The sequence below is a fragment of the Sphingomonas glacialis genome (genome assembly GCF_014653575.1).
GTDB classification, from domain to species: Bacteria; Pseudomonadota; Alphaproteobacteria; order Sphingomonadales; family Sphingomonadaceae; genus Sphingomonas; species Sphingomonas glacialis.
On sequence record NZ_BNAQ01000001.1, the window covers coordinates 183,988 to 204,614 of the forward strand.

At 66.0% G+C, this 20,627-nt stretch carries 15 protein-coding genes; 11 read left to right on the plus strand and 4 right to left on the minus strand.

All coding sequences use genetic code 11. The features are described 5' to 3' along the window. Window positions 1-80 precede the first annotated feature (80 nt). From IE187_RS00830 to IE187_RS00875, 10 genes are all read left to right on the plus strand, one after another. A complete protein-coding gene (locus tag IE187_RS00830) occupies window positions 81-1,679 on the plus strand; it encodes a family 43 glycosylhydrolase (protein ID WP_189674721.1) in 1,599 nt (532 codons plus the stop codon). A 377-nt stretch (window positions 1,680-2,056) separates the two neighbouring features. Next, window positions 2,057-3,136, plus strand: a complete 1,080-nt coding sequence (locus IE187_RS00835) for a glycoside hydrolase family 43 protein (protein ID WP_189674722.1) — start codon at window positions 2,057-2,059, stop codon at window positions 3,134-3,136. A gap of 8 nt (window positions 3,137-3,144) precedes the next feature. Further along, complete coding sequence (xylB, locus tag IE187_RS00840) at window positions 3,145-4,599, plus strand: xylulokinase (RefSeq protein ID WP_189674723.1); 1,455 nt, start codon at window positions 3,145-3,147, stop codon at window positions 4,597-4,599. Window positions 4,600-4,617: 18 nt separating this feature from the next. Then, window positions 4,618-5,928 (plus strand): xylose isomerase, encoded by a 1,311-nt coding sequence (gene xylA / locus IE187_RS00845; protein ID WP_189674724.1) that lies wholly within the window; start codon window positions 4,618-4,620, stop codon window positions 5,926-5,928. Window positions 5,929-6,052: 124 nt separating this feature from the next. Continuing rightward, window positions 6,053-7,633, plus strand: a complete 1,581-nt coding sequence (locus IE187_RS00850) for an aldehyde dehydrogenase (NADP(+)) (RefSeq protein ID WP_189674725.1) — start codon at window positions 6,053-6,055, stop codon at window positions 7,631-7,633. A gap of 144 nt (window positions 7,634-7,777) precedes the next feature. Then, on the plus strand, window positions 7,778-8,911 hold the full coding sequence (locus IE187_RS00855) for a fumarylacetoacetate hydrolase family protein (protein WP_189674726.1): 1,134 nt from the start codon (window positions 7,778-7,780) through the stop codon (window positions 8,909-8,911). Then, window positions 8,908-9,654: a D-xylose 1-dehydrogenase gene (gene xylB / locus IE187_RS00860; RefSeq protein WP_189674727.1), complete on the plus strand. Its 747-nt coding sequence runs from the start codon at window positions 8,908-8,910 to the stop codon at window positions 9,652-9,654. Before IE187_RS00855 ends, xylB (IE187_RS00860) begins: the two co-directional genes overlap by 4 nt. Continuing rightward, window positions 9,654-10,520 (plus strand): SMP-30/gluconolactonase/LRE family protein, encoded by an 867-nt coding sequence (locus tag IE187_RS00865; RefSeq protein WP_189674728.1) that lies wholly within the window; start codon window positions 9,654-9,656, stop codon window positions 10,518-10,520. Before xylB (IE187_RS00860) ends, IE187_RS00865 begins: the two co-directional genes overlap by 1 nt. Before the next feature lie 25 nt (window positions 10,521-10,545). Continuing rightward, complete coding sequence (locus tag IE187_RS00870; protein WP_189674729.1) at window positions 10,546-11,994, plus strand: sugar porter family MFS transporter; 1,449 nt, start codon at window positions 10,546-10,548, stop codon at window positions 11,992-11,994. 374 nt (window positions 11,995-12,368) lie between these two features. Next, window positions 12,369-13,073, plus strand: coding sequence for a hypothetical protein (locus IE187_RS00875; RefSeq protein WP_189674730.1), 705 nt, complete (start codon window positions 12,369-12,371; stop codon window positions 13,071-13,073). A gap of 464 nt (window positions 13,074-13,537) precedes the next feature. On the opposite strand, the gene IE187_RS00880 is transcribed toward IE187_RS00875, so the two are convergent. Beyond that, window positions 13,538-14,851: a sugar MFS transporter gene (locus IE187_RS00880; protein WP_189674731.1), complete on the minus strand. Its 1,314-nt coding sequence runs from the start codon at window positions 14,849-14,851 to the stop codon at window positions 13,538-13,540. A gap of 191 nt (window positions 14,852-15,042) precedes the next feature. Here IE187_RS00880 and IE187_RS00885 point away from each other — a divergent pair, with 191 nt between their 5' ends. Then, a complete protein-coding gene (locus IE187_RS00885) occupies window positions 15,043-16,857 on the plus strand; it encodes an IlvD/Edd family dehydratase (RefSeq protein WP_189674732.1) in 1,815 nt (604 codons plus the stop codon). A gap of 71 nt (window positions 16,858-16,928) precedes the next feature. On the opposite strand, the gene IE187_RS00890 is transcribed toward IE187_RS00885, so the two are convergent. From IE187_RS00890 to scpC, 3 genes are all read right to left on the minus strand, one after another. After that, window positions 16,929-17,846, minus strand: a complete 918-nt coding sequence (locus IE187_RS00890) for a Gfo/Idh/MocA family protein (RefSeq protein ID WP_189674733.1) — start codon at window positions 17,844-17,846, stop codon at window positions 16,929-16,931. A 1-nt stretch (window position 17,847) separates the two neighbouring features. Beyond that, the gene (gene araD1, locus IE187_RS00895; RefSeq protein ID WP_189674734.1) at window positions 17,848-18,831 is read right to left on the minus strand and encodes an AraD1 family protein; all 984 of its coding nucleotides are present in this window, start codon (window positions 18,829-18,831) and stop codon (window positions 17,848-17,850) included. A gap of 266 nt (window positions 18,832-19,097) precedes the next feature. Beyond that, the gene (scpC, locus tag IE187_RS00900; protein ID WP_189674735.1) at window positions 19,098-20,606 is read right to left on the minus strand and encodes a succinyl-CoA:acetate CoA-transferase ScpC; all 1,509 of its coding nucleotides are present in this window, start codon (window positions 20,604-20,606) and stop codon (window positions 19,098-19,100) included. Window positions 20,607-20,627: the final 21 nt, after the last annotated feature.

Genomic DNA, 20,627 nt, shown 5'->3' on the forward strand with positions numbered 1-20,627 from the left:
CCCACCGGGAGCCTCCACCCCGCTTGCAACGGCCGGCGGGGTGGCTTTGTCCCTACCCAAATCCCGCTTAGGACACCGATATGGAAATCAGCCGTCGCGATGCCTTCGGTCTGGCGCTGGCCGGCACCGCTGCCCTGGCCACCGAACCGGCCGCCGCCGTACCGCCCGGATCGGGAGCGCTCCCCGCCGCCGCCTGGCGCCGCGGGTTCGATAACCAGCGCGTGCCCGACCTGGGCGACGGCCGCTTCCTCAACCCGCTGCTGTCCGGCGACCATCCCGACCCCGCGATCCTCAAGGACGGCGCCGACTATTACATGACCTTCTCGAGCTTCGACTCCTACCCGGGCCTGACGCTGTGGCACAGTCGCGATCTGGTGAACTGGCAACCGCGCAAGGCAGCGCTGACCAAGAACATCGGCTCGGTCTGGGCGGTCAGCCTGGCCAAGCATGACGGGCGTTATTTTCTCTACATACCGGTCAAGGCGACCCCCAACACGATCTTCGTGATCCATGCCGATCACATCGACGGCCCGTGGAGCGACCCGATCGACTTGCATTTGCCCGCCCATATCGACCCCTGCCACGCGGTGGCGGAGGACGGATCGCGCTGGCTGTTCCTCTCGGGTGGGGACCGTATCCGGCTCGCGCCCGACGGCCTCTCGACGCTCGGCGCGGTCGAGCACGTCTATGACCCTTGGCACTATCCCGCGGAATGGGACGTCGAGAGCTTCAGCCCGGAGGGACCCAAGATCGCGCACCACGGCGATTACTGGTATCTCATCACTGCGGTCGGCGGCACTGCGGGCCCGCCGACCGGGCATATGGTGATCGCCGCGCGATCGCGCTCGCTGCATGGGCCGTGGGAGCACTGTCCGCATAACCCGATCGTACGCACCACCAGCACCGATGAACGCTGGTGGTCGCGCGGCCATGCCAGCCTGATCGAGGCGCCCGACGGGAGTTGGTGGTCGATCTATCACGGCTACGAGAATGGCTTCTGGACGCTCGGTCGCCAGGCGCTGCTCGATCCGGTCGCGTGGACCGCGGATGGCTGGTTTCGGATGACCGGCGGCGATCTCTCGCGCCCGCTCGCAAAGCCGCGTGGCGGTGCTGCCGTGCCGCACGGCCAGCCGCTCAGCGACGCCTTCACGCGGCTCGACCTCGGCAGCCGCTGGAACTTCTTTCGCCCCGGCCCGCACGAAACCGATCGTCTCCGCGTCGAGCAAGGCGCGTTGGTGCTGCGCGCGAGCGGAACCGCGCCGGTCGATTCCCCGCCCCTGTTGCTGACGGCCGGCGACCAGGCCTATGCTTTCGAATGCGACGTCGAGATCGCTCCTGGCGCTACCGCCGGGCTGGTGCTGTTCTATGACGACAGATTATATGCCGGCCTCGGTTTCGACGAGCGGCGCTTCGTGACGCATCAATACGGGATGGAGCGCGGACGCCCGTCCAACCCGCACGGGCGAAGGATGCGGATCCGCATCACCAACACGCGCCATATCGTCGCCATCCACACCTCGCACGATGCAGGCCGAAGCTGGCAGCGCTTCGATCGGGGCATGGAGGTGTCGGGGTATCATCACAATGTTCGCGGTGGCTTCCTGATGCTGCGGCCGGGTCTCTACGCGGCGGGTCAGGGCGAAGCGCGCTTTCGCGACTTCCGCTTCCGCGCGCTGTGAAGGACAACAGGTCCCTGATCCGATCGCCGGACGACGATATCCGGCCGCACCTCCAATTCCACCTCGACGCGCCCCTTGCCGACGCAAACGACACGAAGTCTGGGTGACCGCACGGCACGCTTCAAGTTTGGTGGCAGCCATCATCGACTGATTTGGATTCCAATCTTGGCCGCGAGCGCCGCAGATCGTGTTGACCACGCCCATGCGCCTCCAACCGACCAGCCGGGTGCCGATCAGGGGAATGATGCGATCGGCGACGGCGCGCTCCGCCAGCAGCGTGTCTTGGAATGCGTACGATCCCGAAACCGCTTGCAGCTTCCAAATGGTAGCGCTACCTGTCTGCTATAGCGCGGTCACGCGCATCGTGGAGAGGACCAATGGCGTATCGTTATGTAGCCGCCGTGCTGGCGTGTGGAACCGCATCGCTCGCGCTGGCGCAGGATCGCGCCCCTGATGGCCGGCGCTATCTTTCGCAACCGCTCGTCACGTCGATCTACACCGCCGATCCGTCGGCACACGTCTTCAATGGCAAGATCTACATCTACCCGTCGCACGACGTGCCGACCGAGACCCCCGACGACGATCTCGGCAATCAATATGCGATGCACGATTATCGCGTGCTGAAGATGGACAAGATCGGCGCCCCCGTCACCGTCGGCCCGGTCGCGCTCGACGTCCGCCAAGTCCCCTGGGCTTCGCAGCAGATGTGGGCGCCCGACGCTGCCTATAAGAACGGCACCTATTACCTTTATTTCCCGGCGCGCGACAAAACCAAGGACAAGAACGGCCTCGGCAAGTTCATGGTCGGCGTCGCGACGTCGAAAAGCCCGATGGGCCCGTTCAAGGCCGAGCCCAAACCGATCGCGGGCGCCTTCTCGATGGACCCGGCGGTGTTCACCGACAGCGACGGCAAGAGCTACCTCTATTTCGGCGGGATCTGGGGTGGGCAGCTCCAGCGCTGGAAGAACGGCACCTTCGATCCCAACGGCAGCGACACCGATCTCGGCCAGGACACCAAGCCCGCGCTGACTGGCAAGGTCGCGCGGCTCAACCCTGATATGAAGAGCCTCGCCGAGACGCCGCACGACGCGGTGATCCTCGACGAAGCGGGGAAGCCCGTGCTCGGCGGCGATCACGACAAGCGCTTCTTCGAGGCGTCGTGGATGTTCAAGCGCGGCGGGCACTATTATTACACCTACTCGACCGGCGACACGCACTTCCTCAACTATGCGACGGGCACCAGTCCGTACGGCCCGTTCACCTATCGCGGGCATATCATGAACCCCGTCCAGGGCTGGACGACGCATCACTCGATCATCGAGACCGGCGGAAAGTGGTGGCTCTTCTATGCCGACACGCAGCTCAGCGGGAAGAACCACCTGCGCAACGTGAAGCTGACCGAGCTCACCTTCAACGCTGACGGGACGATCAAGACGATCGATCCGCTCGTCAAATAAGGCAGACGATGTTTCTCGGAATCGATATCGGCACGTCGGGTGTCAAGGCCGTCGTCCTCGACACGCATGGCGCGGTCGTCGGCCAGGGCGTCGCGGCGCTCACCGTCCAGCGCCCTCACCCCTTGTGGTCCGAACAGGACCCCGAGGATTGGTGGAAGGCGACGACCGCCGCAGTGCTCGCGATCGACCCCGAGGTCCGCCGGTCGGTCCGCGGGATCGGGCTCGCCGGGCAGATGCACGGTGCGACCCTGCTCGGTGCGAACGATAAACCGCTCCGCTCCGCGATCCTGTGGAACGACGGGCGCTCGTTCGCGGAATGCGCGGCGCTCGAGGAGACCACGGGCGATTTCCGCACCATCGGCGGCAATATCGTGATGCCGGGCTTCACCGCCCCCAAGCTTGAATGGGTGCGGCGGCATGAGCCTGAGATCTTCGCGCAGGTCGCGACGGTGCTGCTGCCCAAGGATTACGTCCGCTTGCGGATGACCGGCGAGAAAGCGTCCGACATGTCAGATTCGGCGGGCACGCTGTGGCTCGACGTCGCTGGCCGGCGCTGGAGCGAGACGTTGCTCGCCGCCTGCGGGCTGACCCAGGCGCAGATGCCGCGGCTGGTCGAGGGCACCGACGTCGCGGGCACCCTGCGCGCCGATATCGCCGAGGCGTGGGGCATTCCGCAGGTCCCCGTCGCGGGCGGCGCTGGCGACAATGCCGGTGGTGCGGCGGGGGTCGGTGTCGTCACCGACGGCAAGGCCTTGCTATCGCTCGGCACGTCGGGCGTGATCTTCGTCGCCAACGACGCGTTCCGGCCCAACCCGGCGCGCGCGGTCCACGCCTTCTGCCACTGCCTGCCCGATATGTGGCACCAGATGTCGGTCCACCTCAGCGCGGCATCGTGCATCGACTGGGTCGCGCGGCTCACCGGCGCGAGTGGTGCTGCCGAACTGTTCCAGCGCGCCGAAGCGGCGGGTGCTGCCAATGGTCCCGAGATCTTCCTCCCCTATCTCTCGGGCGAACGCACCCCGCACAACGACGCGCAGGTCCGCGGCGCCTTTATCGGGCTCGACAACGACACCGACGCCAACCGCCTCGCGCAGGCGGTGCTCGAAGGTGTCGCGTTTGCGCTCGCAGACGGGCTCGACGTGCTGCGCGAAGCCGGAACCGAGGTCGCCGAACTCGCGGTGATCGGCGGCGGCGCACGCTCGCATTATTGGGGCGAGACGCTCGCCGCCGCGATGGACGTGCCGTTGGTCTACCTCCAGGGCGGCGAGGTCGGTCCCGCGCTCGGTGCCGCGCGGCTCGCGCAGATCGCGGTCGATGGCGGAACGCCCGCCGAAGTCTGCGTCGCACCGCCCGTCTCGCACCGCATCGCCCCCAATGCCGAACTGGTCCGCCGCCTCGCCCCCAAAAAGGCGACGTTCAAGGCGGCCTATTCGCGCATCTCCCCGCTCACCGCATCCAACTGACACCCAAGGAGCGCCCCGATGGCCACCGATTTCTTCGCCGACATTCCGCAGATCGCCTTCAAGGGCCCCGAGACCGACGACGAGCTCGCCTATCGCTATTACGACAAGGACCGCGTCGTCATGGGCAAGCGGATGGAAGACCATCTGCGCTTCGCCGCGTGCTTCTGGCACACCTTCTGCTGGCCCGGCTCGGACGTGTTCGGTGGCGGGACCTTCAACCGCCCGTGGCATGCCGGCGCGAACGATTCGGCCGCGGCCGCGCAGAAGCGCGAAGTCGCGTTCGATTTCTTCACCAAGCTCGACATCCCCTTCTACACCTTCCACGACGTCGACGTGATGGCCGATGCCGCCACCATCACCGAGCATCGCCGCAACTTCGCCGAAGCGGTCGATCATCTCGAGAAGCTCCAGGCCTCGTCGGGCCGCAAGCTGCTGTGGGGCACGGCGAACCTGTTCAGCCACCCGCGCTTCGCCGCCGGCGGCGCGACCAACCCTGACCCGCAAGTCTTCGCGTTCGGCGCAATGCAGGTCCGCGACGCGCTCGAAGCGACGCATCGCCTCGGCGGCGCCAACTACGTGCTGTGGGGCGGTCGCGAAGGCTATGAGACGCTGCTCAACACCGATCTCAAGCGCGAGCTCGACAATCTCGGCCGCTTCCTCAACCTCGTGGTCGAGCACAAGCACAAGATCGGCTTCACCGGCACGATCCTGATCGAGCCAAAGCCGTTCGAGCCGACCAAGCACCAGTACGATTTCGACACCGCGACGGTGTACGGCTTCCTCAAGCGCTACGGCCTCGAGAACGAGGTCAAGGTCAATATCGAGGCGAACCACGCGACGCTCGCCAGCCACACTTTCGAGCATGAGATCGCGACCGCGGCCGCGCTCGGCATCTTCGGCTCGATCGACGCGAACCGCGGCGATCCGCAGAATGGCTGGGATACCGACCAGTTCCCCAATTCGGTCGAGGAACTGACGCTCGCCAATCTCGAGATCATCCGCGCGGGCGGCTTCACCACCGGCGGGTTCAATTTCGACGCGAAGGTGCGGCGCCAGTCGATGGACGCGGTCGATCTATTCCACGGCCATGTCGGCGCGATCGACGTCGTCGCCAAGGGCCTGCTCAATGCAGCAGCGCTGATCGAGGACGGGCGCCTCGATGCGATCAAGACCGAGCGCTATGCCGGCTGGGATGCCGATTTCGGCCAGAAGATCGGGTCGCTCGACCTGGCGGCGATCGCCGATCTCGCGGTCGAGCAGGGCATCGACCCACAGCCGCGCTCGGGCCGGCAGGAGCGGATCGAGAACCTCATCAACCGCTTCATCTGATCAAGCGGTCGGCCCGTCCGTTTCGCGCGGACGGGCCGATCTCCCGACGAGCCCTTGCGCTGGTCGCCTTGTACTCTGCGCCGGCAGCTTCTATTATGTCGGACTAATTCAAGGAACAGTATCTATGATCGACGGAGCGATTTTGGTCGGTGCCGAGCAACGGCAGGCGACGACGCGATTTTCGGGGATCGACCCTTCGACCGGCGCGACCCTCACCCCCGATTTCTCCTCGGCCGGCACCGATGCCGTGGCCGATGCCGCCGCGCTCGCCGAAGCGGCCTTCCCCGAATATGCGGCGACCGATCCCGAAACGCGCGCGACCTTCCTCGAGGCGATCGCCGATGCGATCGTCGCGATCGGCGACGAACTGATCGACCGCGCCGTCCAGGAAAGCGGCCTGCCCCGCCCGCGGATCGAAGGCGAGCGTGGCCGTACCGTCGGCCAGCTGCGGCTGTTCGCGACCGTCGTCCGCCAGGGCGACTGGCTCGACGCGACGATCGACCCGGCGCTTCCCGACCGCGCGCCGCTGCCGCGCCCCGATCTGCGCCGCGTCAATGTGGCGGTAGGCCCCGTCGCGGTGTTCGGCGCGTCGAACTTCCCGCTCGCTTTCTCGGTCGCCGGCGGTGACACCGCGTCGGCGCTCGCCGCGGGTTGCCCGGTGATCGTCAAGGGCCATCCGTCGCATCCCGGCACCGGCGAACTCGTCGCGCGCGCGATCGCCAGCGCGGTCGCCAAGTGCGGCCTGCCCGCTGGCACCTTCTCCTATCTGCCCGGCGAGACCAACGATCTCGGCGGCGCGCTCGTCGCCGATCCGCGGATCAAGGCGGTCGGCTTCACCGGCTCGCGCGGCGGTGGCCTGGCGCTCGTCAAGATCGCGGCACAGCGCGCCGAGCCGATCCCGGTCTATGCCGAAATGTCGAGCATCAACCCGGTGATCCTCTTCCCCGCAGCGCTCGCCGCGCGCGGTGCCGCGCTGGCGACCGCGTTCGTCCAGTCGCTGACGATGGGCGCAGGCCAGTTCTGCACCAATCCCGGCCTCGTCCTCGCGATCGACAGCCCAGAGCTGGATGCTTTCGTCAATGCGGCGGGCGTCGCCTTGGGTGGCAGCCAGCCCGCGACGATGCTCTCGCCCGGCATCCATGACAGCTTCGAAAAGGGCGTCGCCGCGCTCGCCGAACACGGTTCGGTCCGGACCGTCGCGCGCGGTTGCGCGAGCACCGGCGCCAACCAAGCAGTCGGCGCGCTGTTCGACACTGATGCCGCCGCTTTCCTCGCCGACAGCGCGCTCGGGCATGAAGTGTTCGGCTCGTCGGCAGTCGTCGTGCGCTGCACCGACCTTGCCGAGCTGACGCGCGTCGTCGCCGGGCTCGAAGGCCAGCTGACCGCGACGCTCCAGATCGATGCCGACGATCACGCCGCCGCGGCCAAGTTCCTCCCCGCGCTCGCCGGTCGAGTTGGGCGGATCCTCGCCAACGGCTGGCCGACCGGGGTCGAGGTGAGCCACGCGATGGTGCACGGCGGCCCCTTCCCCGCCACCAGTGACGGGCGGACGACTTCGGTCGGCACGCTCGCCATCTACCGCTTCCTGCGGCCGGTGTGCTTCCAGAACTTGCCGGCGGAGTTGCTCCCGGCAGCGATCGCGCCCGACAATGCGTGGCACGTCGCGCGCCGGATCGAGGGCGTTCGCGAAGCCTCGCCGCGGTAAAACCCTGCGCGCTGCGGCGGGCGATGGCCTGCCGCGGCGATGCCGCAAGCGGCGGATCGGACGCACCGATTTCGCGCTCTTGACACATCGCTTCACGTCGTGTTGGTAGCGCTATCAGATATAAAAACGTGACGGGAGTTGAGGATGGCGGGCAGCAGCGACCCACAGCGGTCTGCACTGGCGGCGGACTGGCAGAGCGGGACGTTCCTCGGACGGATCGAAAGCGCCGATGGCCCCTCGCCGGTTCTGCTCGTCCGCGGCGAATTGTTCGACATGGCGCGCGTCGCCCCGACTGTCTCGGCGCTCGTCGAAGCGGGGGATTTCAGCGGCACTGGCGGCGTCTCGCTCGGCGTATTCGACCCGTCGGCCGTCACCCTGCTCAGCCCCGTCGACCTGCAATGCGTCAAGGCATGCGGCGTCACCTTCGCAGTCTCGGCGATCGAGCGCGTCATCGAGGAACGCGCGCGCGGCGATTCGCGCGCGGCGGCGGACATCCGCGCGCGGCTCGAAACGCGCGTCGGCGGTTCGATCCGCGCGGTCGTGCCTGGCTCGACCGAGGCCGCCGACCTCAAGCAAGCGCTGATCGACGACGGGATGTGGTCGCAATATCTCGAAGTCGCGATCGGCCCCGATGCCGAGGTGTTCACCAAGGCACCCGTGCTCTCGACGGTCGGCGGCGATGCCGAGATCGGCATCCGCTCGGATTCGACCTGGAACAACCCCGAACCCGAGATCGCCCTGCTCGTCGACAGCCGAGGCACCGTCGTCGGCGCGACCCTCGGCAACGACGTCAACCTGCGCGATTTCGAAGGCCGCTCGGCGCTGCTGCTCGGCAAGGCCAAGGACAACAATGCCTCGTGCTCGCTCGGGCCGATGGTCCGCCTGTTCAACGCGAGCTTCGGCATCGACGATGTCCGCTCGGCCGAATTGCGGCTGCGGATCGAAGGCGAGGACGGCTATGTCCTCGACGGCGCGAGCAACATGGCCGAGATCAGCCGCGATCCGCTCGACCTGGTTCGCCAGACGCTCAGCGAACATCAATATCCCGACGGCTTCGTGCTGTTCCTCGGTACCCTTTTCGCACCCGTGCAGGACCGCGACGAGCCGGGCCGCGGTTTCACCCACAAGGTCGGCGACAGTGTGACGATCGAAAGCGCGCGGCTCGGGCGCCTCGTCAATCGCGTCGTCACCTCGCGCGATGCCGCGCCCTGGACGATCGGGATCAGCGCGTTTTTCGCAAATCTCGCCGCACGCGGCCTGTTGGGAGCAACTCAGTGAGCGGTGCCGTCTATCCAAGTCTCGTCGGCAAGCGCGTGTTGGTCACCGGCGGCGGCAGCGGGATCGGCGCTGCGCTGGTCGAAGCGTTCGCGGCGCAGCAGGCAAACGTCGCGTTCATCGACATCGACCAGGAAGCCGGCGAAGCGACCGCGGCGAAGTTCGCGCCCGGCCGGTTCCACGCTTGCGACCTGCGCGACATCGACGCGCTCACCGCGACGATCGCCAAGATCTCGACCGAGCTCGGCGGGATCGACATCCTCATCAACAATGCCGCGCGCGACGACCGCCATACGATCGAGGAAGTGACGCCCGCTTATTGGGATGAGCGGATGGCGACCAACCTCCGCCACCTGTTCTTCGCCGCCCAGGCCGTGGTCCCCGGCATGAAGGCCGCGGGCGGCGGCGTGATCGTCAATTTCGGGTCGATCAGCTGGCATCTGGGTCTCCCCGACTTAGTTCTCTACCAGACCGCCAAGGCCGCGATCGAAGGCCTCACGCGCAGCCTCGCGCGCGATCTCGGCCGCGACAACATCCGCGTCACGACGATCGTCCCCGGCAATATCCAGACCCCGCGGCAAGAACGCTGGTACACCCCCGAGGGCGAGGCCGAGATCGTCGCCGCGCAATGCCTCGATGGCCGCATTCAGCCGTCCGACGTCGCATCGCTCGCGCTGTTCCTCGCTTCGGACGATGCGCGGATGTGCACCGGCCATGACTATTTCGTGGACGCGGGCTGGCGCTGATGGTCGGGGCGGTACGCTCGGTCCAGCCGATCGGCGCGATCCTCGGCGAAGGGCCGGTCTGGCATGACGCGGCCTTGTGGTTCGTCGACATCAAGCGCCCGCGGATCTACCGCTTCGATCCGGCGCGCGATGCGCTACAGCACTGGGACGCGCCGGGCGAAGTCGGCTGGGTGTTGCCGCGCGCGAACGGCGGGACGATCGCCGGGCTCGCTTCGGGTCTCCACACCTTCGATTCCGTCAGCGGGCAGTTTACGCACCTGTTCGATCCCGAGACGCACCTCCCCGGCAACCGCCTCAACGATGCGACCACCGATGCGATGGGCCGCATCTGGTTCGGCAGCATGGACAATGCCGAGCAGGACGCGAGCGGCCGGCTCTATCGCGCCGATCCGCACGGCAGCACCGACAGCGGCCTCGCCCCCGTCGTCATCACCAACGGCCCGGCGATCGCGCCCGACGGCGGCACGCTCTACCACACCGATACGCTAGGCCGGAGCGTGTGGCGCGTCGTCCTCAACGACGACGGCACGCTCGCCGCGCCGACGCTGTTCTGCGAGATCGCACCCGGCGAAGGCCATCCCGATGGCTCGACGATCGATGCCGAAGGCTGTGTCTGGGTCGCGCTGTTCGGCGGCTGGGGCGTGCGGCGCTATGATCCCGCCGGCGCGCTGATCGAGACGGTGGAATTCCCCGTCGCCAACGTCACCAAGATCGCCTTCGGCGGCCCCGAGCTGCGCACCGCCTATGCAACAACCGCGCGCAAGGGCCTGACACGACAGGATTTGCAAGCGCAGCCGCTCGCCGGCAATCTCTTCGCGTTCGACGCCGGCGTGTGCGGCCTGCCCGTCTATCCAGCAAAACTATAAACGATTTCAGGAGCGGAAAAACGATATGGCACTCACGCAGCCCGATACCCAAAGGGGCAATTTGGGGTTCATTGCGGCGATCGTTGCGGTGGCCACGATCGGCGGACTGTTGTTCGGCTATGACAGTGGCGCGGTGAACGGGACGCAGCCCGGGCTCAAGGCGGCGTTCGCGCTCGACGATGCCGGGCTGGGCTTCACCGTCGGATCGCTGCTGATCGGCTGCGTCATCGGGGCGTTCTCCGCCGGCACGCTCGCCGATGCGATCGGCCGCCGCAACGTGATGCGCTATGCCGCTTTGCTGTTCCTGCTCGGGGCGCTCGTCCAGGGGATCGCGCACGACCATACGCTGTTCGTCATCGCGCGCATCTGCGGCGGGATCGCGGTCGGCGCGGCCAGCGTGCTGTCGCCCGCGTATATCTCGGAGGTCGCGCCGCCCAACATCCGTGGCCGCATGACGACCGTCCAGCAGATCATGATCATCACCGGTCTGACGGCGGCGTTCTTCGCCAATTATTACCTCGCGGCAGCCGCGTCCAACCCCGTCAACCCCAACGACGTCGCCTCGCTCAACCCGCTCTGGTTCGGCATCGCCGCGTGGCGCTGGATGTACCTGCTGCAGGCGGTGCCCGCGGTGGTCTTCTTCATCGCTCTGTTCTTCATCCCCGAAAGCCCGCGCTTCCTCGTCTCGAAGCAGCGCAACGAAGAAGCGCTGAACGTGCTGACGAGCTTGTTCGGCACCCGCCAGGGCGCACTGACGCTCGGCGAGATTCAAGCAAGCTTCTCGAAGGACCATCGCCCGCGCCTCTCCGACGTGCTGACGCCGCCGGGCGGCCGCGGCTTCCTCGGGCTTCGCTCGGTCGTCTGGGCGGGTCTGCTGCTCGCGGTGTTCCAGCAGCTCGTCGGCATCAACGTGATCTTCTATTACGGCGCGACGCTGTGGCAGGCGGCGGGCTTCTCCGAATCCGAGGCGCTGATGACCAACATCATCTCGGGGACGATCTCGATCGTCGCGTGCTTCATCACGATCGGCCTGGTCGACAAGATCGGCCGCAAGCCGTTGCTGCTGATCGGGTCGGCGGGCATGGCGGTCACGCTGTTCGCGATGGTCTATGCCTTCTCGACCGGCACGCTCGTCGCCGACAAGCTCACGCTGCCGGGCCATATGGGGCAGCTCGCGGTCGGCGCGGCGCTCGCTTATTCGTTCGCGTTCAACATCAGCTGGGGCCCGGTGATGTGGGTGATGCTCGGCGAGATGTTCCCCAACCAGATCCGCGGCTCGGCGCTCGCGGTATGCGGCTTTGCGCAATGGTTCGCCAATTATCTCGTCGCGCAGTCCTTCCCGATCATGCTGGGGAGCATTGGCCTCGCGAAAAGCTATTCGTTCTATGCGGTGTGCGCGGTGATCAGCTTCTTCCTGGTGCAGAAGTTCATCCACGAGACCAAGGGCAAGTCGCTCGAGGCGATGGAGGGGTAAGGCGCGCGCCACCTTGGTGGCGCGTGTGGCTCCGATCTTCGAGCAGATCGGTTTTGACGGGACCGCGATGATGCCATCGCGGTCCTGTTCTCGTTTGGGGTCGAACGGGGGTTTCCGTCAATACCGCAAAGGCGGGATGCCGAGTTTAACGACATTGGTGGCAAACGGTCCGCCCGCCTTCTGAACCGCACCACGCCAGTCAAACCAGATACCTACAGGAAGCCGCATCAGATTTTTGCATCGGCGGCCCGGATGGTTTCCCGCCGTTCTTTGGTCGATGCGAAATCCGTGAATTTTGCATCAACCTGGCTGCCGGCATACTGGCTGGCTCTTTGCTGTCACGGTCGTAAGCTGCTCCGATCAGGGAGTTGCCAATGAAGAACAAGGCACCAGCATTTGCCCGCGTGAGCGTGGGAAGCATGATCGCAGTCGCGGCGCTGAGCGCGCATGCGCAGTTCGTCCCACCCGCTGGATACAGCGACGGTGGATCACGACCAAATGTTGCGGTGCCCTCAGACCCGGGTGCACCACTACTAACCCGCATCCCTGATACGGCGGTGTCGAGCCTGATCCACGCCAATCCGACCTACAGGCGCGGCGCGGCTGTGGGCCGTGTCAAGGTTGTTGGCGCATTTGCGATAGCTGAAACTAGCAAAGCACACGTCGTTGACGCTTGGTCTCCGGGTTTTCTGCCTGTGACCATCTCATTGAGCGATGGCCGCTGCTACTCGCTTCAAGCCGATTATGAGGGAGGCACACTCTCTAATGGCCGGCTGCGCAAAGTAGGATGCGAGGGGCGGCGGAAGTTCGATGAACCGACGCTTCCAGCGCCACCTCCCGGCCGCGCATTACGATTGGTCGGAACCGCGTGGGGCTATGGGGCTTGGGTCGATGACCGGACAAAGACCACCATTGTTACCGCACCAGGCGCAACGACCTTCCAACCGCTTTTTACGGCTCAAATGACGTCCAGCGCCATTATGGCGATGAACGGCCCTGACTGGCCGGGCGGCAACGTAACGTTGGTTGGCAAGATCAAAGGTCGGCTTACGGTCGTGACGTTGGAAACCGGCTACTAACATCGATGCAAAACTTTTGATTTCTGCATCAGCGCAGTTGCAGCTTTGGGATTGAAGGATTGAGCTGGGACGACCGATTGTGGGTCGTTCACGATCCTTGTCGTCATCCCCGCGCAGGCGGGGATCCATAAGGACGACGCTCTTTCGTTTAGGCCGGCGGGGCGGCAATGGATTCCCGCCTCCGCGGGAATGACGGCATCGGGGCCGAGGCCCCTGCTGCGCGCTATGTCAAAGTTCGGCCGCAGCCTGCCGACCGATCGCGGACGGCCGCCTTGGACGACCATCACCATGCCGCTGTCCTACATCGCGGCATTTATGGTATGCCCGCAAGGCTCTTTGAAATCGTCGGACAGGCACGCCCGTATCCGTTCAAAAACGGAAACGATCGACTTTGCGAACACCACGTCTTGGGGTCAATCGAGTCAACCGGCAGCGGTGTAAACCCACTGCCGCCGCCCCGACGATTACACCGCCTCCTGCGCCGCCACCTCGGCACTCACCCGGCACCCCCACACCGCGTAGAACAGCACGTAAAGCTCGCACGCCGCCGTCAGCAGGAACGAGTTTTGCAGCCCGTACATATCGGCAAGCTTGCCCTGCACGATGACCAGCGCGCCGCCGGCGATCGCCATGATCAGTAGCCCAGACCCCTCTTCGGTCAGCGGCCCGAGCCCGCGAATGCCGAGCGTGAAGATCGTCGGGAACATGATCGAGTGGAACAGCCCGACCGAGATCAGCGCCCACATCGCGACATGCCCCGTGGCGAAGGTCGCGATCAGCATCACGACGCACGCGCCGATGCTGGCGGCGGCGAGCACATGCTCGGCGGGGATGCGCTGCATCAGATAGCTGCCGACGAAGCGGCCGACCATCATCCCGCCCCACAGCAGGAAGAGATAATGCGACGCCTGCTCGTGCGTCGTGCTGCCGATCTCGGGTTGGCTGATGAAGTTGATGAAGAGGTTGCCGACGCCGATCTCGGCGATCAGATAGATGAAGATCGCCGGGATCCCGAAGATCAGGTTGCGGTGCGACCAGAGCGAATGGTTGGCGCGCTCGGCCTTGGCGTTGCGCTTGGTGGCAGCGCCCATCGCCGGCAGTGGCGACCGCGCGATGACGACCGCGAGCACGACCAGGACGACCGCGACGATCAGATACGGCAATTGCACCGACTGCGCGTCGGCGAGCCGCTGCGCCGGGGTCAGCGCCGCCGCCCCCGCCGCCGCCGTGCCCGAGGTCGAGCGGCCGAGGATCAGATACCCGCCGAACAGCGGCGCGAGCGTCGCGCCGAGCGAGTTGAACGCCTGCACCAGATTGAGCCGCGACGACGCGGTCTCTGGCTTGCCGACGACCGCGACATAGGGGTTGGCCGCGACCTGCAGCAGCGTGATCCCGCTCGCGATGACGAACAAAGCGAACAGCGTCACCCCGTACGACGGGATCCGCGCCGCGACGATCATCCCGAGCGCACCCGCCGCCATGATGACGAGGCCGACCACCAATGAGCGCTGATAGCCGATCCGCTCGATCAGCTTGGCCGAGGGGATCGACGCGACGAAATAGGCGATAAACCACACGCTTTCGATCAGCGTCGTCTGGGTATAGCTCAGATCGAACACGCTGCGCAGATGCGGCAGCAGCGTGTTGTTGATGACGGTGATGAAGCCCCACATGAAGAACAGGCTCGCCAGCAGCGTCAGAGCCGAACGATAGCGCCCATTGTCGGGCGAATCGCCCGATGCGACGGGGGCAGGCGCGGCAATCACGGGTGCGGCCATTCGTAGATCCTCCATGTGGCGAACCCCGCGCGCGGCGGATTGCCTTCTCGGTATTTGTCCGAGTATAAGTCTCGCTCTATCTCGTCAACAGATAGCCTCGGCGACCGGAGTGTGTGGCGCGGGAATGTGGAAACCCGTCCGCGCCTAGGGAGGTCGCCGCGCTGCTGCTGACCCAGTCCGGACGATCCTGCATGACCGACACGCCTACCGCTCCCGCCACGCCGCTCGCTCGCCTGCGCTCGCGCGCCTGGTTCGACAATCCCGACAATATCGACATGACCGCGCTGTACCTCGAGCGCTATCTGAACTTCGGGCTCAGCCTCGAGGAACTCCAGTCGGGCAAGCCGATCATCGGCATCGCGCAGACTGGCAGCGACCTGTCGCCGTGCAACCGCCATCATCTCGTGTTGGCAGACCGCGTGCGAGAGGGCATCCGCGAGATGGGCGGGATCGCGATCGAATTCCCGGTCCATCCGATCCAGGAAACCGGCAAGCGCCCGACCGCCGGGCTCGACCGCAACCTCGCCTATCTCGGGCTGGTCGAGACGCTCTACGGCTATCCGCTCGATGGCGTCGTGCTGACGATCGGCTGCGACAAGACCACGCCCGCCTGCCTGATGGCGGCCGCAACCGTGAACATCCCGGCGATCGCGCTGTCGGTCGGCCCGATGCTCAACGGCTGGCACAAGGGCGAGCGCACCGGATCGGGCACGATCGTGTGGAAGGCGCGCGAGATGCTCGCCAAGGGCGAGATCGACAATGCCGGCTTCATCAAGCTCGTCGCCTCGTCGGCACCGTCGACCGGCTATTGCAACACCATGGGCACCGCGACGACGATGAACTCGCTCGCCGAGGCGCTCGGCATGATGCTGCCGGGCTCGGCCGCGATCCCCGCGCCGTATCGCGACCGCCAGGAAGTCGCCTATCTCACCGGCAAGCGGATCGTCGATATGGTCCGCGAGGACCTCAAGCCGTCCGACATCATGACGCGCGACGCCTTCCTCAACGCGATCGTCGTCAATTCGGCGATCGGCGGCTCGACCAACGCGCCGATCCACTTGGCGGCGATCGCGCGCCATGTCGGCGCCGAGCTCGAGCTCGACGACTGGCAGACGCACGGCCACAAGGTCCCGCTGCTTGTCAATCTGCAGCCGGCCGGCGAATATCTCGGCGAGGATTATTATCGCGCGGGCGGCGTGCCCGCCGTCGTCGCAGAACTCATGCGCCACGATTTGATCCAGGAAGGCGCGCTGACCGTCAACGGGCGGACGATCGGCGACAATTGCCGGGATGCCACGATCGAGGACGATCGCGTAATCCGCACCTTCGAGACGCGGCTCGTCGAGGAAGCCGGCTTCGTCGTTCTGAAGGGCAATCTGTTCGACGCCGCGATCATGAAGACGAGCGTGATCAGCGCCGAGTTCCGCGAACAGTATCTTTCCAACCCCGAGGATCCCGAGGCGTTCGAAGGCCCCGCGATCGTGTTCGATGGCCCTGAGGATTATCACCACCAGATCGACGATCCCGCGCTCGGCATCACGCGCGAGACGCTGATGTTCATGCGCGGCGCGGGCCCGATCGGCTATCCCGGCGCGGCCGAGGTCGTCAACATGCGCCCGCCCGCGTATCTGATCCGCGAAGGCGTTCACGCGCTACCGTGCATCGGTGACGGGCGCCAATCGGGCACGTCGGCCTCGCCGTCGATCCTCAACGCCTCGCCCGAAGCGGCGGCGCATGGCGGGCTGGCACTGCTCAGGACGGGCGACCGCGTGCGGATCGATCTCGGTCGCGGCACCGCCGATGTGCTGATCTCGGACGAAGAGCTTGCCGAGCGCCGCGCCGCGTTGGTCGCAGCGGGCGGGTATCAGTATCCGGCCTCGCAGACGCCATGGCAGGAAATGCAGCGCGCCGTCGTTGGCCAGCTCAACACCGGCGCGATCCTCGAGGGTGCCGAAAAGTATCAGCGTATCGCACAGACACGAGGGTTGCCGCGCGACAGCCACTGAGCCGACACAAAAAAGGGGACGGCGGTTGCGGCCGCCGTCCCTTTGATCCTCACCGACGCTGCGGGCTTCGCTCAGTCCTCGAACGCCGCGACTTGCCGCCGCTCGGCGCGCAGATAGGCATCGGCCACATGCCGCAACGGCGCGACATCGACGTCGCTCTCACCCGCCGCGATCAGCGCGGCGAAACGATCGTACAACCCGCGATATTCGGCCTCGGGCGCGAGCGTCTGCTCGACCCCGTCGATCCGCAACTCACTTCCGCCCTTCGACAGCACAAGCGTCCCGGCATCGGTCTCGGCCTTAATGTCCCACGTCTGCGGGCCCGTCTGGCGCCAGTCGAACTCCGCACGGATCGGCGTTCCCGCCGCATCGGTGAAGTGCAGATCGGCTGCGATCGGCGAAGCGCGGTTCGCTGGGATTTCGAGCACGCCGTGCGTTAGGAAGAAGCCCGGCAGGATCGCGGTCGCGATCGACAGCGCGTTGATCCCGGGGTCGAACACCCCCATCCCGCCGGCTTCCCAGATCCACGCCTGGCCGGGATGCCAATGGCGGACGTCTTCCTTCCACTCGACATGGACCGAGCGCAGCGTCTTGCCCGCCAGCCAAGCCCTGGCAGTCTCGACCCCCGCTGCGTAGCGCGAATGCCAGCTCGCAAACAGCGTCACCCCCTTATCGCGTGCCAGAGCGTGCAACAGGTCGACTTCGCTCAGCGTCGCGCCGGGTGGCTTTTCGAGGAACACATGCTTGCCGGCAGCGATCGCCAGACGCGCCGCCTCGAAGCGGACTTGCGGCGGCTGGCACAGCGAGACCGCGTCGATCTCCTCGGCGGCGAGCATCTCTTCGATCGTGGTGTGCGTCACCCCGTGCTCGATCCGTCCGTGCCGGCTCGCGGCGGTGACGAGATCGAAATCGGGCGAGGCGTCGAGGACGGGAATATGCTGGTCGCGCGCGATCTTGCCGACTCCGACTATGCCGATGCGGATCACCATCTCAAAGCGCCTTCATGCTGACAGAGACGGGCGCATCGATCGCGATCGGGTTGCGCACGGGCAAATGGAACGGGACGGCTTCGATTTCGAACACGTCGCCTTCCTGGGTTTGCACGGCTTCGCTGAACGACAGCGTCGCAGTCCCGAAGAAATGGACGTGCACATCGCCCGGTCGGCGGAAAAGCGCATATTTGAAATGGTGATGCTCGAGATTTTCGATCGAATGCGACATGTTCGCCTCGCCCGACAGGAACGGCTTTTCCCACAGCGTCGCGCCATCGCGCACGATCCGGCTGGTGCCGCGGACATCGCCGGGGAGCGCACCGACGCGCAATTCGGGGCCGAGCGCGGCATTGCGCAGCTTCGAATGCGCCAGCCACAGATAATTGCCCCGCTCGGTGACATGGTCCGAGAACTCGTTGGCGAGCGCGAAGCCGAGCCGGACCGGCGTGCCGTCGGCATCGATCAAATAGATGCCGGCAATCTCGGGCTCCTCGCCTGCATCGAGCGCAAACGCGGGCGAGCGCAGCGGCTCGCCGGGGCCGACCAATTGCGACCCGTCGCCCTTGTAGAACCATTCGGGCTGGACGCCCTGCCCCGGCTCGGACGGCTTGCCGCCCTCGACCCCCATCAGGAACATCTTCATCGAATCGGTCGGCGCAGGATTTTCGACTGCGGCACGGTGCATCTTGTCGCGCCCCTCGGCCGAGCCGAGATGCGTGAGACCCGTTCCAGTCAACAGCAGATGCGCGGGATCGATATGGTCAACCGGCGAGAGCAGCGTCACGCTCGCCAGGTCGAGCGGATCGCCCACGCCGGCGCGTTCCACCGCTTCGGCCAGACCGCCCCCGTCAGCGAGCGCCGTCTTGGCAAGCGCGATGGTGGTGATGGCACCGGGTACGACGCGCGCCGAGCCGTCGGGACCGAGCGCAGCGACGCCGCGAGCGCCGTCAGCGCCGCGAAATTGAACGAGCGATACGCTCATCGTTAACCTCTCCACAAAGCCGCGCAGCCGATCGAACCGCTACACGCTATTAGTCCGACTACCAGCTAGCAGCGCGTTTGCAGATGTTCAACCAAGCTCCCCAAGCTTTGGTGATGGCAGCGGCGCTACCTACCGCATCTCCCAGATAACGGTCCAAGGTCGGCCGCAACAGCGAGTCTCCGCCCAGTCGATATAGACCGCCACCCGAGCGTAGGGGTCAAATCGGCGCGGGGCAAAAGCCGACCGTCATCACCGGTGGATCCCGGTCACATCCGCATCGTGCCCGTCTCGAGGAAGCGTTGGTGCCACGACAGCGCTTCGCCTGGCAGCATCGGCGTCTGCTGGCCGTACGAGCCCAGCCGGGCGCGGCGGTAATAGTCGGCGAGCGCGGGGCGATAATCGGGATGCGCGCAATTCTCGATGATCAGCTGCGCGCGCTGCTTCGGGCTCAGCCCGCGCAGGTCGGCGAGGCCTTGCTCGGTGACGAGCACTTGGACGTCCTGGCTGATATGATCGACATGGCTCGCCTGCGGCACGATCGCCGAGATCGCGCCGCCCTTGGCGGTCGACGGCGTCATGAAGATCGAGACATAGGCATTGCGCGCGAAATCGCCCGAGCCGCCGATCCCGTTCTGGATCCGCGATCCCATGATGTGCGTCGAATTGACGTTGCCGTAGATGTCCGCCTCGATCAGCCCATTCATCGCGAGGCAGCCGAGCCGGCGGATCAGCTCGGGATGGTTGCTGATCTCCTGCGGGCGCAAGATCATCTTGTCGCGATACGCGCGCAGATCGGCATTAAGCCGCGCCGCAGCCTCCGGACTGAGCGAGAAGGCGGTCGCTGACGCCATCAGCAGTTTCCCCGAATCGAGCAAGTCGAGCATCCCGTCCTGGATCACCTCGGTGTACGAGGTCATCGCCTCGAACGGTCCAGCGACGAGCCCGCTCAGCACCGCATTGGCGATGTTGCCGACCCCCGACTGCAACGGCAGCAGCGACGCCGGCAACCGCCCGCGCGCGACTTCATGGCGGAAGAACTCGATCAAATGCCCGGCGATCGCTTCGGCTGCGGCATCGGGTGCTGCGAACGGCAAGTTGCGATCGGGCGCGTCGGTCTCGACGATCGCGACGATCTTGGCGGGATCGACGCGGTAATAGGCCTCGCCGATCCGGTCGTCGGGGCGGACGAGCGGGATCGGCACGCGGTGCGGCGGCAGCGCGGTGCCGTAATAGATGTCGTGCATTCCCTCGAGCGCGGGGTTCTGCCAGCGATTCACCTCGAGGATGATCTGGTCGGCGCGGTCGAGCCAGGTCTTGTTGTTGCCAACCGACGACGACGGAATCAGCGATCCGTCGTCGCGAATGCCCACGATTTCGATCACGGCGGTGTCGAGCGGCCCGAGAAAGCCCTGCCACGCCATCGGCGCGACTTGGCTCAGATGCATGTCGAAATAGTCCATCTCGCCACGGTTGATCTTCTCGCGTGCGATCGGATCGGAATTGTACGGCAGGCGAAACTCGATCCCGTCGGCCTTCGCAAGCGCGCCATCGAGCTCGGGCCCGGTCGACGCCCCCGTCCACACGCGGACCCGGAACGGATTCCCGAGCGCGTGCTCGGCCTCGATCCGCGCGGCGAGCGCTAGCGGAACTGCCTTTGGATAGCCCGATCCAGTAAAGCCACTCAGCCCGACCGTGCTGCCCGGTGCGATCAGCGCTGCGGCCGCCTCGGCCCCCATGACGCGGTCGCGCAAATGCGCGCTGATTTTCGAAGGCATGAACTTCCTCTTGGCCGTTAC

Coding starts and splice junctions, on each gene's coding strand:
- IE187_RS00830 (WP_189674721.1), top strand. CDS start 81: ATGGAAATCAGCCGTCGCGATGCCTTCGGTCTGGCGCTGGCCGGCACC.
- IE187_RS00835 (WP_189674722.1), top strand. CDS start 2,057: ATGGCGTATCGTTATGTAGCCGCCGTGCTGGCGTGTGGAACCGCATCG.
- xylB (WP_189674723.1), top strand. CDS start 3,145: ATGTTTCTCGGAATCGATATCGGCACGTCGGGTGTCAAGGCCGTCGTC.
- xylA (WP_189674724.1), top strand. CDS start 4,618: ATGGCCACCGATTTCTTCGCCGACATTCCGCAGATCGCCTTCAAGGGC.
- IE187_RS00850 (WP_189674725.1), top strand. CDS start 6,053: ATGATCGACGGAGCGATTTTGGTCGGTGCCGAGCAACGGCAGGCGACG.
- IE187_RS00855 (WP_189674726.1), top strand. CDS start 7,778: ATGGCGGGCAGCAGCGACCCACAGCGGTCTGCACTGGCGGCGGACTGG.
- IE187_RS00865 (WP_189674728.1), top strand. CDS start 9,654: ATGGTCGGGGCGGTACGCTCGGTCCAGCCGATCGGCGCGATCCTCGGC.
- IE187_RS00870 (WP_189674729.1), top strand. CDS start 10,546: ATGGCACTCACGCAGCCCGATACCCAAAGGGGCAATTTGGGGTTCATT.
- IE187_RS00875 (WP_189674730.1), top strand. CDS start 12,369: ATGAAGAACAAGGCACCAGCATTTGCCCGCGTGAGCGTGGGAAGCATG.
- IE187_RS00880 (WP_189674731.1), bottom strand. CDS start 14,851: ATGGCCGCACCCGTGATTGCCGCGCCTGCCCCCGTCGCATCGGGCGAT.
- IE187_RS00885 (WP_189674732.1), top strand. CDS start 15,043: ATGACCGACACGCCTACCGCTCCCGCCACGCCGCTCGCTCGCCTGCGC.
- IE187_RS00890 (WP_189674733.1), bottom strand. CDS start 17,846: ATGGTGATCCGCATCGGCATAGTCGGAGTCGGCAAGATCGCGCGCGAC.
- araD1 (WP_189674734.1), bottom strand. CDS start 18,831: ATGAGCGTATCGCTCGTTCAATTTCGCGGCGCTGACGGCGCTCGCGGC.
- scpC (WP_189674735.1), bottom strand. CDS start 20,606: ATGCCTTCGAAAATCAGCGCGCATTTGCGCGACCGCGTCATGGGGGCC.